This window comes from Gordonia sp. LMA484 (genome assembly GCF_058129505.1).
The window spans coordinates 162,654-175,867 of record NZ_CM176700.1; the positions used below are offsets into that span (position 1 = coordinate 162,654).

At 68.0% G+C, this 13,214-nt stretch carries 15 protein-coding genes; 7 read left to right on the top strand and 8 right to left on the bottom strand.

Annotation, left to right across the window (positions count from 1 at the left end):
* Positions 1–32 precede the first annotated feature (32 nt).
* Positions 33–914, top strand: a complete 882-nt coding sequence (locus AC4AMJ_RS00700; protein WP_489916648.1) for a nucleoside hydrolase — start codon at positions 33–35, stop codon at positions 912–914.
* Here the strand turns inward: AC4AMJ_RS00700 and AC4AMJ_RS00705 are convergent.
* The 5 genes from AC4AMJ_RS00705 to AC4AMJ_RS00725 are packed head-to-tail and all read right to left on the bottom strand — an operon-like array spanning position 901 to position 4,503.
* Entirely contained in the window at positions 901–1,380 is a 480-nt protein-coding gene (locus AC4AMJ_RS00705) for a hypothetical protein (protein ID WP_489916650.1), read from the bottom strand. The two genes, AC4AMJ_RS00700 and AC4AMJ_RS00705, sit on opposite strands and share 14 nt — an antisense overlap.
* A complete protein-coding gene (locus AC4AMJ_RS00710; RefSeq protein WP_489916652.1) occupies positions 1,381–2,520 on the bottom strand; it encodes a molybdopterin-dependent oxidoreductase in 1,140 nt (379 codons plus the stop codon).
* Positions 2,517–3,173, bottom strand: coding sequence for a methionine biosynthesis protein MetW (locus AC4AMJ_RS00715; RefSeq protein ID WP_489916653.1), 657 nt, complete (start codon positions 3,171–3,173; stop codon positions 2,517–2,519). The genes AC4AMJ_RS00710 and AC4AMJ_RS00715 overlap by 4 nt, the downstream gene beginning before the upstream one ends.
* Positions 3,170–3,850 (bottom strand): TIGR04282 family arsenosugar biosynthesis glycosyltransferase, encoded by a 681-nt coding sequence (locus AC4AMJ_RS00720; RefSeq protein WP_489897491.1) that lies wholly within the window; start codon positions 3,848–3,850, stop codon positions 3,170–3,172. The genes AC4AMJ_RS00715 and AC4AMJ_RS00720 overlap by 4 nt, the downstream gene beginning before the upstream one ends.
* Positions 3,847–4,503, bottom strand: coding sequence for a glycosyltransferase (locus tag AC4AMJ_RS00725; protein ID WP_489916655.1), 657 nt, complete (start codon positions 4,501–4,503; stop codon positions 3,847–3,849). The genes AC4AMJ_RS00720 and AC4AMJ_RS00725 overlap by 4 nt, the downstream gene beginning before the upstream one ends.
* 114 nt (positions 4,504–4,617) lie before the next feature.
* Between AC4AMJ_RS00725 and AC4AMJ_RS00730 the strand changes: the two genes are divergently transcribed.
* From AC4AMJ_RS00730 to AC4AMJ_RS00740, 3 genes are read left to right on the top strand one after another with little or no spacing between them, the layout of a single operon-like run.
* Positions 4,618–6,003, top strand: a complete 1,386-nt coding sequence (locus AC4AMJ_RS00730; protein WP_489897489.1) for a hypothetical protein — start codon at positions 4,618–4,620, stop codon at positions 6,001–6,003.
* Between the two features lie 15 nt (positions 6,004–6,018).
* Positions 6,019–6,720 carry a response regulator transcription factor gene (locus AC4AMJ_RS00735; RefSeq protein WP_489897488.1) on the top strand — a complete coding sequence of 234 codons (702 nt, stop codon included), beginning with the start codon at positions 6,019–6,021 and terminating at the stop codon, positions 6,718–6,720.
* The gene (locus AC4AMJ_RS00740; protein ID WP_489916657.1) at positions 6,717–7,784 is read left to right on the top strand and encodes a sensor histidine kinase; all 1,068 of its coding nucleotides are present in this window, start codon (positions 6,717–6,719) and stop codon (positions 7,782–7,784) included. The genes AC4AMJ_RS00735 and AC4AMJ_RS00740 overlap by 4 nt, the downstream gene beginning before the upstream one ends.
* 1 nt (position 7,785) lies before the next feature.
* Here AC4AMJ_RS00740 and AC4AMJ_RS00745 read toward each other — a convergent pair whose 3' ends face one another.
* Both AC4AMJ_RS00745 and AC4AMJ_RS00750 read right to left on the bottom strand, forming a co-directional pair.
* Complete coding sequence (locus AC4AMJ_RS00745; protein ID WP_489916659.1) at positions 7,786–8,832, bottom strand: NAD-dependent epimerase/dehydratase family protein; 1,047 nt, start codon at positions 8,830–8,832, stop codon at positions 7,786–7,788.
* The gene (locus tag AC4AMJ_RS00750) at positions 8,829–9,677 is read right to left on the bottom strand and encodes an S-methyl-5'-thioadenosine phosphorylase (RefSeq protein ID WP_489916661.1); all 849 of its coding nucleotides are present in this window, start codon (positions 9,675–9,677) and stop codon (positions 8,829–8,831) included. The genes AC4AMJ_RS00745 and AC4AMJ_RS00750 overlap by 4 nt, the downstream gene beginning before the upstream one ends.
* Before the next feature lie 128 nt (positions 9,678–9,805).
* On the opposite strand from AC4AMJ_RS00750, the gene AC4AMJ_RS00755 reads away from it, so the two are divergent.
* Positions 9,806–10,255 carry a cupin domain-containing protein gene (locus AC4AMJ_RS00755; RefSeq protein WP_489918548.1) on the top strand — a complete coding sequence of 150 codons (450 nt, stop codon included), beginning with the start codon at positions 9,806–9,808 and terminating at the stop codon, positions 10,253–10,255.
* A 15-nt stretch (positions 10,256–10,270) separates the two neighbouring features.
* On the opposite strand, the gene AC4AMJ_RS00760 is transcribed toward AC4AMJ_RS00755, so the two are convergent.
* Entirely contained in the window at positions 10,271–11,140 is an 870-nt protein-coding gene (locus tag AC4AMJ_RS00760; RefSeq protein WP_489897483.1) for a formate/nitrite transporter family protein, read from the bottom strand.
* A gap of 116 nt (positions 11,141–11,256) precedes the next feature.
* Here AC4AMJ_RS00760 and AC4AMJ_RS00765 point away from each other — a divergent pair, with 116 nt between their 5' ends.
* Positions 11,257–11,898 (top strand): GntR family transcriptional regulator, encoded by a 642-nt coding sequence (locus AC4AMJ_RS00765; protein WP_489897482.1) that lies wholly within the window; start codon positions 11,257–11,259, stop codon positions 11,896–11,898.
* Complete coding sequence (locus AC4AMJ_RS00770) at positions 11,895–13,136, top strand: MFS transporter (protein ID WP_489916663.1); 1,242 nt, start codon at positions 11,895–11,897, stop codon at positions 13,134–13,136. The genes AC4AMJ_RS00765 and AC4AMJ_RS00770 overlap by 4 nt, the downstream gene beginning before the upstream one ends.
* Positions 13,137–13,214 lie beyond the last annotated feature (78 nt).

Consider the following 13,214-nt stretch of genomic DNA (forward strand, 5'->3'; position numbering starts at 1 on the left):
CCGCCGGAGCGTCGATCGCACACACTGGACGGGTGGCAGACATCCTGGTCGACACCGACGGTGGTCTCGACGACCTGCTCGCCATCGCCGCGATCGCCGGGGCCGGGCGGCTGTGGGGTGTCACGACGACGTGGGGCAACGTGTCCGCGATGGCAGCGGCACGCAACGCCGCACTCGCAGCACCCGACTCCGACATCTGGTGTGGCGAGGCCAGGCCGCCGACGACATGGCGACCGACCGCAGCCCACGGACACGATGGGGTGGGTGACACGCTCCGCGGGCGTCGGCGCCTGGTCCGGCCGCGGTTCGACCCGGGCGCCGCGCACGTCATCTGCCGGTTTGCGCGAGAGAACCCGGGCGGCACAGTGCTCTGTATCGGTCCGCTGACGAATCTTGCGCGCGCGATCGAACTGGACCTCGCAGCACTCACCGGCCTGGGGACGGTGGTGGTCCTCGCCGGATTCGGGTTCGCACAGCCGGCCGTTCTGCGACGGATCACGGACACCAACACTCGCCACGACCCCACCGCGGCGCTCGTTGTCGCGCGGGCCGTCGGGGTGCCGGTCCGTTGGGTCGGGCTCGATGTGTCGCGGGCGTTGGTGCTCCGTGTCGCCGACCTGCCACGCACCGGGATCGGGGACTTCGGATCGATGCGCGCCTACGGTCTGCGGCGACATCCGGCCGGCATCGGACATGGCTGGTCGGCGCCCTGCCACGACCTGGTCGCCGCGGCCGCGGCGATGTGTCCGGAGATCGTTGCATGGCGCCCGGCAGGAGTGCGGGTGGAGTGTTCGCCGACGGTCCACGTCGCGGCCGGTGATGCAGGCACGGGGGCGCACCTGGTGGCGTGTGACATCGACATCGACCACGTCCGCGTTCACGACGCTCGGTGGGCCGGACTCAACTTCCGGTAGCCGAGGCTCGCGGCCCCATCCAGAGGGCGGGATCCGGGGTCGGCCGGGGCGGCTGTCCGCGGCTCCGCAGCCACCACGCGCCCACGAACACGACCACCCACACCACCAGCAGCGCGATGCCCAGACCCAACCAGTAGTCGCGGTCGAGAACGCTCGAATTGCGTGCGGCCTGATCGGCCGGACGAGGCGCGATGACCGGCAGGGCCAGGATGACCAGGACGTTGGTGAAGGCGAGCGCGACCAGCAGGGTGCGGCTCCACCAGGGTGGCAGCGACCGTCGGAACAGCCACGAGAGGGCGAGCGCGATCGGGGCGAGCACCGCGTCGTGCGCCAGCAGGGCGATGGCGAGCCAGATGATCACGGAGATCTGATCGGTGGTGGAGAAGTCCCAGATCCGCGAGATGCCGTACCCGATCAGCGCGAGGCCGACCACCACCAGCGTCACGCGAACGATCCGTTCGGCCATTCAGAGCACCTCGATCCGGGAGACCCACTTGGTCTGCATGACACCGGGCAGGTTGGGCGCGATGAGACGGCAGGGGTAGCCGTGATCGATGTCCAGCGTCTCCCCGTTGAGCTCGAACGCGATGAGACTGAGTGGATCTCGGGACTGGGCCACCGGAAGGGTGCTGACGGCGTACGGACCCCGTTCCAGCGAGATGACCCGAATGCCGTTGTCGCCCGTCGCGCCGACCAGCGCGGCGAGGTCGCGGAGCCGCACGCCGGTCCAGGTGGCACCAGCGCTCCAGCCCTCGACACAGCTGATCGGTAGGTCCACGGTCTGCACCGGCAGGGCGCGGAGTTCGTCGATCGAGAGCTCACGGGACCGGGGCCCGACGACATGCAGGCGGTACGCGTCGTCGGTCGCCTGCTCCACCACCCGGGCGTCGTGGGCGGTTCGATTGACCGGCAACCCCTGTGGGCCGTCGCCGCTTCTGGGTGCGAGGAAGGCGACATCACGCAGGAGCGGGACCGTCTGCCCCGCGAAGGCGAGCGCACCGATACCGGCAGCCACCCAGGTGAGATTGAGGAATCCACGTCGGCTGAGCCCGGACTCGCCCCGAACCGGGACCGTCGACGCTCCGTCGACGCCACCCTCGAGAGCGGTCCGGATGACAGGGAGCTTGACCGCGATGTGGATGGCGAGAGCGCCGATAACCACGTAGGCCATCGCGTAGTGGGTGGTGGTGAAGAAGAACTTCCAGGGATACCACTGGGCGATGTTGAACAGCCCGGTCATCACCTGAAAGATGCCGGCGGACACCAGGACGGCGATCGATGCGCGCTCGAGTGCCCGTGCGGGAGAGCCGAGGAGGGGTTTCTCGAAGAGCTTCGGGTACACCACGGCCAGCTTCGCGATGAGCAGCACGATGGCCACACACCCGGAGATGACGTGGAGACCCTGGGTGACCCGGTAGATCCACACCGGTCGCGAGATCCAGTCGAACCACGACGCCGGGTGCTGAATCCCGTGGCTCAGCAGTCCGGTCGCGAAGCAGATGAGAAAGCAGATGCCCAGGGCCAGACCGATGCGTGCGGTCACCCGCGGGCTGCGTAGGCCGGCCGCCCACTCCTGTGCGGCGTCCTGGTCGTCGGTCGTCGTCATGTGTGGCTCATCTCCACCACCTGGCGGCCCGAGAGTTCCCACGCGTTCCGGATCGTCAGCCCGCACTCGCGCCCGACGTCCTCGACCCCGAGCAGACCGATTCTGGCCCAGGCGAACCAGCTGCTGGAGAACTGGGCACCCTCCACCCGCACCGTTTCGCGTTCGATGTGCTCGACCTCGGGATCGATCTCGACCAGGATCGAGCCACTGCGCCGAACCAGCTCACCGGCCCTCATCAGGACTCGCTCCGGCGCGCCGCCGATCCCGACGTTGCCGTCGATCAGAAGTGCTGTGGTCCAACGACCTTCGCCGGGGAGCGGGTCGTAGATGTCGCGGCGCAGCACCGCGAGTCCGCGGTCGCGGGCCATCGACACCGCCACCGATGAACTGTCGATGCCCAATGCGATCATGTCCCGGCCGGCCAGCAGGTCGACCAGTCGTCCCGGTCCGCAGCCGAGATCGATTGTCGCACCGCGGCAACGGTCGGCGACCATCCGGTCGAAGTCACTGTCGTCAAGATCCGGGTCCACCCCGCACCAGCGGTTGACCGGCCACTCATCGACCGACCCGTCTGCGCGACGCAACACACATCGGCCGGCCGCGAACATTGCATCGAACGGGTTGGGGCCGGTCGGACACAATCGGATGATCATGGCGTCACCGCACTGAGAAGGTCTGCGGTACGGGCGAACTCGCTCTGCGGCGGGCACAACCGGGCCACCGGGTCGACCTCGCCGGGCTCGTCGACGTCGGCGAGTCTCTCGAGTTCGCAGACGGTCAGTCCGGCCTGCTCGAGTGCCCGCCGCGTCAGTCGCGCGGTGTCCGGATCCGACATGGGTACGTCGGCCAGGTAGCGGGCTCCACGCGCACCGGTGGTGGCAAGCGCCCACCACCCGCCGTCGAGTGCTTCGCCGAGCGCACAGCGCGGTTGGCCGGGATCGAGCAGCGTGAGTGCATCCGCCAACTGATCGGTGCGCACCTGAGGGGTGTCCATGCCGATCTGGACGACGCGTTCGGCTCCGAGCGCGGCGGCGTCGAGGTGGGCGTTCATCAAACGCTCGGCGAATCGCCGTCCACGTTGCGGGACCAGAATGCAGCCGGAAAGTGCTTCGGCGATCTCGTCGGAGCGCACGGAGGCTTCGAGATCACCGGTGTGAGCGACGATCACCGAGGCGTCCGGCACGTGTCGTGCGGTTCGGATGGTGTCGAGCAGGGCCGCGGCGGCCAGACCGGCGGCGCCCTCAGGGCCGTAGCGGACCGCCAATCGGGTCTTGGCGAGACCGGGGACGGGCGCCTTGGCCACGATCAGCACCGCCGCTGCCACCGTCATCGCAGGGCCGCCAGGAAATCTCGCGCCGCCCGCACCGAACCGCGTACCGAACCGGACACCTTGGATCGTCCGGCGGTGCGCGCGGTGTAGCCGACGTCCCGCTCGACCACCTGCAGCCCGGCCTCGCCGGCCCGCTTCAACAGCTCGACGGGGTACCCACTCTGACGGTCCCGCAGGTCCAGGGCGGTCAGCGTGTCCCGCCGGATCGCCCGCATCGGACCGATGTCGTGGACGGGCAGACGGTACCGATGCCGCAGATACGCGGCGACCGCCGCCGAGCCGGCGCGGGCGTGATAGGGCCACACCGCTGCGCCGGCGGGGCGCCGCCGGCCGACGGCCAGATCGGCGCCGCGATCGAGTTCATCGACCAGACCGAGGAGATCGTCCGGATCCATCGACCCGTCACCGTCGATCGTGCACACCACCGGCCGGCGCGCGGCCGCGACGCCTGCGGCGACCGCGGCCCCATAGCCGGGCTCCGACTCCGCCACGACGACGGCGCCCGCAGCCCGTGCCAGATCGGCTGTCGCATCGGTTGATCCGTTGTCGACGACGATGCTCTGCATCCCCGGCGGCACCCGGGACAGCACGCCGGACACCGATCCGGCCTCGTTTCGGCACGGGATGATCACGGAGATGTCGCTCGGCTGCACACGAACAACGGTATGAGGATCCGCCTGGAAGGGACAGGTGTTGTGCGGTTACGGAAGTATGACGTCCTGACCGTCACCGCCCGAGATCGGCACGTCTACCAATAGCGTTGCAGCATGGCCGAAACCGTGACCGACGAGGAGGCGGACGCACGAGCGGCCGACGACGAGCCGATCGCCGACGGTCGCGGTGTGCTCCGGGACGTCGTGAGTGTCACGCTCGCAGCGACACTCGTGGCTGCGGCGACACTGGTTCCGCTGGTGTTCGATCGCTCACTGCTGGGCAAGATCTTCGCCGAGGCGCCCCCGCTGTTCGGCAACTGGTTGCCCCACACCGGACCGGGGACCGCGCCCGCGATCGCTCTGGCGATCGCCGCGATCGTGCTGATGCCGGTGTGGGCGCAGCGGTTGTCCTGGGCGCGGCTGTGCGCCGTCGTCTGGGCCTGGGCACTGGTCTGGACGGTGAGCCTGGCCCTCGTCGACGGGTGGCAGCGCGGGTATGCGGGCCGGCTCGAGCGCCGCCCCGAGTACCTCGCCGAGGTTCCCGGTGTCAGGGGGATCGGCGAGCTGCTGCGCACGTTCTCCAGTCGCATCCTGGACGGTCAGCCGGACTCCTGGACCACCCATGTGTCCGGCCATCCTCCCGGTGCCCTGCTCACCTTCGTCGTCCTGGACCGTATCGGGCTCTCGGGTGGCGGTTGGGCGGCCACCTGGTGCGTTGTCGTCGGTACCAGCGCCACCGTCGCCGTTCTGGTCACCCTGCGCCGCGTGGGTGACGAGGGCTGGGCCCGTCGCTGTGCACCGTTCCTGGTCCTGTTCCCGGGCTGGGTCTGGGTGGGGGTGTCCGCCGACGGCTACTTCATGGGAGTCGCCGCGTGGGGGGTGGCACTGCTCGCGGTCTCGGCCTCTGAGCGTGGGGTGCGTGCAGCGGTCTGGGGGGTCGCGGCCGGACTGCTGCTCGGTTTCGCCGTCTTCCTCAACTACGGATTGGTGCTGATCGGACTCGTCGTTCTCGCAGTACTCGTCGGGGCGCGTTCGGCCCGTCCCGTTCCCTGGGCCGTCGCGGCTGCGCTCGCCGTGGCCGGGGCGTTCTGGCTTGCCGGCTTCTGGTGGCTCGACGGCTATCACCTGGTGGTCGAGCGCTACTACCAGGGCATCGCGAGCAAGCGTCCGTTCGCCTACTGGGGATGGGCCAATCTGGCGGCCACCCTGTGCGCTCTCGGCCCGGCCGTCGCGGCAGGCGTGGGCCGAGTGTGGCACCGTCCGCTGCGGCAGGCATTGCTGCGGCCACCCGTCCTGCTCGCACTCGCCGGCCTGTTGGCGATCCTCGCCGCCGATCTGAGCGCTCTCAGCAAGGCGGAGACCGAACGGATCTGGCTGCCGTTCTCGCTGTGGGTACTCGTCTGTACCGGTCTGTTGCCGCGGCGCCACCAGCGCATCTGGCTGACCGGCCAGGCCGCGGTGGCGCTGATCGTCAATCATCTGTTGTTAACGTATTGGTGAAGTGAGAGCTGGTACATGGTGCGCATTCTCGTAGCCGACGACGACCGTGTGGTCGCCGATGTGGTCCGTCGCTATCTGCAACGCGACGGCATGGACGTCACGGTGGTGTCCAGCGGCGCGCAGGCGCTGGCCCAGATCGAGTCGAATCCGATCGATCTGGCGATCCTGGATGTGATGATGCCCGACGGCGACGGCATCACGGTGTGCGAGCAGATCCGCCGCGGCGATCACGCCGACCTGCCGGTCATCATGCTGACCGCTCTGGGCGAGGAAGACGACCGAGTCGCCGGACTCGAGTCCGGCGCCGACGACTACGTGGCCAAGCCCTTCAGTCCACGCGAGCTGAGTCTGCGGGTGCAGTCGGTGCTCCGGCGCGCGCAGGCGCCCCGATTCAGCAATGGGTCGCAGCTGTCCGACGGGCCGATCAGTGTCGACCAGGCGTCGTGTGCGGTGTTCGTCGGCCCGCGGAAGGTATCGACCACCAAACGTGAGTTCGACCTGCTGGTCTTCTTCCTCACCCATCCGGATGCGGTCTTCACCCGCGAGGAACTGCTCGATCAGGTGTGGGGTTGGACATTCGGCGACATCTCCACGGTCACCGTGCACGTCAAACGTCTACGGGCCAAACTGGGCGACGCGGCCAGGATCGAAACCGTATGGGGTCGTGGATACCGCTGGAATGCCTCCGCATCGGAGTCGGATCGGGGACGTGCATGAACACCGAGACCCTGCGCATCTTCGGTGTGGCCCTGGCGATGACGGCGCCGATCGCCGCGGTGGGAGCCGGAGTGCTCTATCTCATCCGGGGAATGTCCCTGCGGGTCAACATGGTCGCGATCATCCTGGTACCGCTGTCCGCCACCTTCACCGCGATCTTCGGGATCAGCGGGTTCATGTTCACCGAGGACAGCTCCCGGGTGGCCGCGGTACTCGCAGCGGTCGCGCTGGTGACTGCCCCGCTCGCACTGATGCTCGGACACATGCAGGCGAAACGCACGGTGTGGGAGCGGCAGATGCGGGACCAGGAGCGCGCCGCGGAGCGGTCCCGCCGTGAACTCATCGCCTGGGTCAGCCACGATCTGCGGACACCGCTGGCCGACATCAAGGCGCTCGCCGAGGCGTTGTCCGACCAGGTGGTCACCTCGCCGGACGAGATCAGCGAATTCGCCCGCGAGATCGACACGAACACCATCCGTCTGTCGCAGATGGTCGACGATCTGTTCGAGATGTCGAGAATCAATTCCGGTGCAATGACATTGGAGTTCGAACCGATCGACGTGCGAGAGGTGGTCGACGAGGTCACCACTGCACTCGGCGGTGCCGCACGCCGGGCCGGCGTCACGCTCGGCGTCGACGCGCCGGACGTCGCGGTGATCGCGACCGCGAGTTCGACTGCGCTGTCACGGATTCTGACCAACCTCGTGGTCAACGCGATCGCCCACACCCGCGCCGGTGGTTCGGTCGACCTCGTCGTCGCGCCCGCAGCTGCCGGGGTGTCCATCGTGGTCGACGACGACGGCGTGGGCATCCCCGAGGAGGACCTCCCGCGGATCTTCGAGGTGGCTTACCGCGGTACGAAGTCGCGGACCCCGATCAACGGCGACGGACTGCCGGTCGGGTCGGGGATGGGACTGGCGATCGCGCAGGGGCTGATCGCCGCGCACGCCGGTGAGATCACCGCGTCGAACACCGAGCGGGGGAGCCGATTCGAGGTGTTTCTGCCGCGCGTGGCATCCACGTCGCGGGCGCTCGGCACCGGGACGTCGTCGACGCCCGGATGAGTCACGGTGCCGCCGGGTCACGCAGCGGCGCGGTCGCGAACTCAGCGAGCCCCTCGTCGGGCCCGATCCGCGCCGTGAAGCCGAGCACCCGGTGTGCGCGGGCCGGATCGGCGACGATGTGCCGGATGTCGCCCGGGCGCACCTGGCCGGTCACCACCGGATCCGGGCCGTCGATCTGACGCGACAGGACCTCCGCCACGTCCTTGATCGCGATCGGCCGGCCGGAGCAGACATTCAGCGGAGTGAATCCGCCGATGTCGCAGGTGATCGCGGCGAGATTGGCCTCGGCGACATCGGCGACGTGGACGAAGTCGCGCATCTGACCGCCATCCTCGAACACCAGGGGAGCCTGCCCGGCCGCGAGCCGTGATCGGAAGATCGACGCGACACCGGCATACGGGGTGTCTCGGGGCATGCCGGGACCGTAGACGTTGTGATAGCGCAGTGCGACCACCGCGCCCCCGGTGGCCAGCGACCACGCCCGTGCGTAGTGTTCCTGCGCGACCTTGCTGGCCGCGTAGAGGCTGAGGGGTGCCAGTGGGGCGTCCTCGTCGGTCAGCTCCCAGGTGATGGGTCTGTCGTCGGCCGTGCGGTACTCGAAGTCACCGGAACCGGTGCGCCGTGGATCCCGCTCCGGCAGTTCGGAGACCGGCCGGCCGTCGTCGGTGCGTAGGCGGCCGGGCCCGTAGACCACCATCGACGATGCGAGAACGAGACGCCCGCAGCCGGCGCGGTGCATGGCGGCCAGTACGGCTGCGGTCCCCAGGTCGTTGTGCCGGGCGTAGGCGGGTGCGTCCGCCATGGTCACGCCCATACCCACCATCGCGGCCTGGTGGCAGACGACGTCGACGCCATCGAGGAGATCGGTGAGCGCGTCCACGTCGGTGACGTCGACGCGTACCGTGCCCGGTGGTGGTTGCGAGGACGGACCGTGTGCCTCCGGAATCATCGCGTCGACCGCGACCACCTCGAAACCGCGGGCATCGAGCAGCTCGCGAACCGCCGACCCGATGAACCCCGCGGCCCCGGTCAGCGCAACCCGCGTCACGCCAGCTCTCGCATGATGGCGTCGACATCGTAATCTGCTGTTGCGCAGTCGCACTCGGTGGTCAAGTCAACCGCGAGGATCGCACCGAGGAGCAGCTTCGCGAAGGCGGGCAGGTTACGTTCGAACTCGGCGAAGACCTCGGCGGCGGTCACGCCTTCTCCTTCGGAGACACCTGCGTCGAGATCGGTCACCAGGCAGGCGTTGGCGTAGCAGAGCTGGAGCTCGCGAGCCAGCACCGCCTCGGGGTGTCCGGTCATGTTGATCACCGACCAGCCCTGTGCGGCATACCATCGGCTCTCCGCCCGAGTGGAGAACCGAGGCCCGTCGATCACCACCAGGGTGCCGCCGTCACGAACGTCCGTGGATTGGCGGGTCATCGCGGTTCGTAGCCGCGGACAGTAGGGGTCGGCGAACGACGCGTGGATCGGACCGTACGGGTTTCCTGCGGGCAGACGATCGAAAAAGGTCTGCGGACGCCCGGATGTCCGGTCCACCAGCTGGTCGGGCACCACCACGGTGCCCTGACCCGCTTCTGTCTTCAGGCCGCCCACCGCCGATGCGCTGAGCACCCGCCGGACTCCGAGTTCGCGCAACGCCCAGAGGTTTGCGCGATAGGGAACGCTGTGCGGGAGAAACTCGTGGGCGACGCCATGCCGGGGGAGGAAGACGATGCGACGGCCGTCGATCCTCCCTTCGGTCAGTGGCGCCGACGGCGCGCCGAACGGCGTGGTGACGCGGTGTTCGACCACGTCGCTGAACGAGTCGTCCTCGGCCAGCCACGAATAGAACCCGGAACCCCCGATCACCCCGATGGCTGGTTCCTGCGATGTGTTGCGTTCGGCCATGGCGTCCATCTTGCGGGTGCGGCCCGTGAGGGGCCGACAGAATCGGGGGTCGGTCACTCTTTCGTTACGAACATGCCGACAGGCGAAGCGGGCAAGGGTGCGCCCGTTACGTTCCGGGGGTGAAGCGTATGGGAAGCCTCGTCGTCGGGCTGAGTGCTGCTGTGGCCATGGTCGGCGCAGTACCTGCCGCGGCCTCGGCAACCCCGTCATCCGGTGTCACGGCAACCACCCTCGCCGAGGCCGACATCCCCGCCGGCGTGGTGCCCTTCGTGCCCGCCGGCGTTCACGTCGCGCTGCGTGAGGTCACAATCGCGCCCGGTGGGACGACCGGTTGGCATTATCACGACGGTGATCTGTACGGGATCGTCCGATCCGGGACCCTGACGCATCCGGGGCCAGATTGTGTGCCGACCATCTATCGGCAGGGTGAGCTCATCACCGAGCCTCGCGGGCAGGCGAACACGCATCAGGGGCAGAACCTGGGTGCCGTGCCGGTGGTGCTCGACGTCGTCTATCTCATTCCGCTCGGCAAGCCTCTGTCGGAGGATGCGCCCGCCCCGGCCTGCGATCGGTCGTAGCGCTCCGGACGCCGCTCAGTCGCGGCGACGCAGCCGCAGACGTGGCGTGTCCCGCTCGTCGTTGACCCACGCGTAGTAGAAGCCGATCAGGATGCCGCCACCGACCAGGTTGCCCAGCAACACGATTCCGAGGTTGCCGAGGGCCGGTCCGACGTCGATGCCGTCCTGCAGGCCGACGATCATGAACAGCACGGTGTTGGCGACCGAGTGCTCGAAGTCGAGGAACGCGAACACGAACACCGCCGTGATCATCGCCATGATCTTGGCGATGTCCTCGTGCAGGTAGCCGTTGTACACCAAGAGCATCGCCAGATTGATCATGAAGTTACACAGGATCGCTCGGATGAAAAGATCGAGCCAGCCGGTGAAACCCTCACTGAGGTAACCGGTCTTGACGTCGACCGAATGCTGCATCGCCTCGAGGACGCGTTCGTTGACGAGCGTGGTGCCGCGCAGCAGGCCGGCCAGGAGAAGTCCACCGATGATGTTGCCGAGATAGCACAGGCCCAGGATGCGCGCCACGATCAACGGAGTGACGCGGCGATAGTACGTGCCGATCGCCACGATCATCATGTTCGACGTCAGTAGCTCGGATTTCGTGTAGTAGATGAACACCAGCGCCCAACCGAACACGAATGCGCCGATCAGTTTGCCGACGACGTGGAGCTGATCGGGGTCGCTGCCCATTGTGTCGAACGCGGCGATGATCGTGTAGTTGATCAGGTAGAAGATCCCGATGATGATGCCCGCCATCGCGGCACGCTGAAGGTAGCGACGGCGCAGGTGCCCGGTCATCTTCCGCTTTGACTCGAGAACGTCGAGGGCGGTGCTGATGAAGAACTTTCCCGGGAACAGCTTGTTCACGTCGAAGTCTGGGCTGGTCATGGGTAAAACGATGGCACAAGTCGGCGGGCGTCGTCCGAGCGTCGCGAGGATTGGGCGGGCCGACGCCCGACTCCTTGCATGCAAGCATGCATGCAAGGGTGTTACAGTTCCTGACCATGCCAGAGCAGAGTCCGGTCGTGGCCGCCGAACGCGCTTACCTGACAGTGAGATCGCAGATCCTCAACGGTGAGTTGTCCGGTGGGCAGTTGGTCAGTGAGGTGAAGGTCGGCGCCGACCTCGGGATCAGTCGTACCCCGGTCCACGAGGCGTTCCTGCGTCTCGGCGCAGAGCAGTTGCTCGACCTCATCCCTCGTAAGGGTGCGATCGTGCGGCCGTTGACTCCGTCGGAGGCGTCTGACGTGCTGTCGATGCGCCGCGGTGTCGAGATCGGCGCGGCCGAGCAGCTCCTCGCGAAGCGCAGGCCGGACGATGCGGTGGCCGAGCGGCTGCTGGCGAACCTCGCGCGCCAGCGGGAGTACGTGAACTCCGGGGATGTCGACGCTTTCGTCGAGGCCGACGACGAGTTCCATGCGACCATGGTCGCCGCGTCGGGCAACCCCATCGCCTGCCACTTCTACGAGCAGCTCCGAGGCCGTCAGCAGCGGCTCCGGAACCTGCTGTTGCAGATCGATCCTGCCAATCTCGGCTCGTCGTTCGACGATCATGAGCAACTGGCGGCGTGCTTTCTCGATCGCGATGCCGTGGAGTTCGCGCGTTTGCTGACGGCGCATCTCGACCGCTACCAGGGGGCCATATGAGCATCGACGTGCTCCGACGTTCGCCCGCCGAATCGAGCCTGTCGGCCCGTACACCGGCGTGGGTCGTCGTGTTCGGCGCGTTGTTCGTCTGCGCGTGGTCGGGAAACCAGTTCAGTCCTTTGCTGTTGATGTATCGCGAGGTCGACCACTATTCGTCGGCGACGGTGACGCTGTTCCTCGGCGTCTACGTGGCCGGTCTGGCGCCTGCGCTGGTGATCGCTGGTGCCGCATCGGATCACCTCGGTCGTCGTCTGCCGATGGTGTGCGCGGTGGGCTTCGGCCTGTTGGGTAGCGGATTCCTCGCGCTCGACGGACTCGGCCAGATCCCGATCATGGTGGGCCGACTGTTGGCCGGTATGTCCGTTGGTACGGCGATGGCGGTCGGAACCAGTTGGCTCAAGGAGCTGTCGGTGCCGCCGCACGACCCGACCGCCGATGCCGGGGCGGGCGCGCGGCGGGCGTCGTTGGCGTTCACACTCGGCTCCGCGGTGGGTGCGCTCGTGGCCGGCTGTATCGCCCAGTGGGGGCCGCTACCGGAGATCCTCCCGTTCGTCATCCACATCGCCGTGACGATCCCGTTCGCGTGGCTGATCTGGCGGGCTCCCGAGACCGTGCACGCACACCAGGAGGCGGATTTCCGGTCGAGCCTGCGCGTGACGTCGGCGCGGCACCGTCGGTTCATGCGGGTGGTCCTCGTGTGTGGACCGTGGCTGTTCGTCGCGTGTGGACTGTCGTATGGCTATCAACCGGTGCTGCTGGCAGATGCCGCCGGCGGGCTCGGCCTGGCCTACGCCACCCTGCTGAGCGTGATCGCCTTGGGGTCGGGAGCACTGATCCAGCCCGTGGCGCGCCGCATCGATTCGGTGTCGAGCGCGCGCGGGATCGTCGTGGCGCTGTCGGCTCTGATCGTGGGAATCGTCGTCATGACAGTTGCCGTCACGGGCCAGCGGTTGGTGGTCGGGGTCGTGGCGAGCGTCGTACTGGGTGCCGGATTCGGCATCGGCCTGGTGTCCGGGCTGCTCGAGGTGCAGCGGATCGCCCCACCGCACGAGCTGGCGAAGCTCACCGGCATCTTCTACGCCGTCGCCTACATCGGCTTCGCCGCCCCCACCGTCCTGGCCGCCCTCACGCCGCCGTTCACCACCGTGCAGTTGCTGATGGTGCTGCTCGGACTGATGGTGATCTCGCTGCTCGTCGTGCTCGGCGGGTCACGCAAGCATCTGCCCGACCGCGCCTGAGGGATCCGTCCGGTCCGGCTGTCGGGCCGTCTACACATGCGCCCTCCCCGGGGGTCTCGCGCACATGATGTTCGCGGC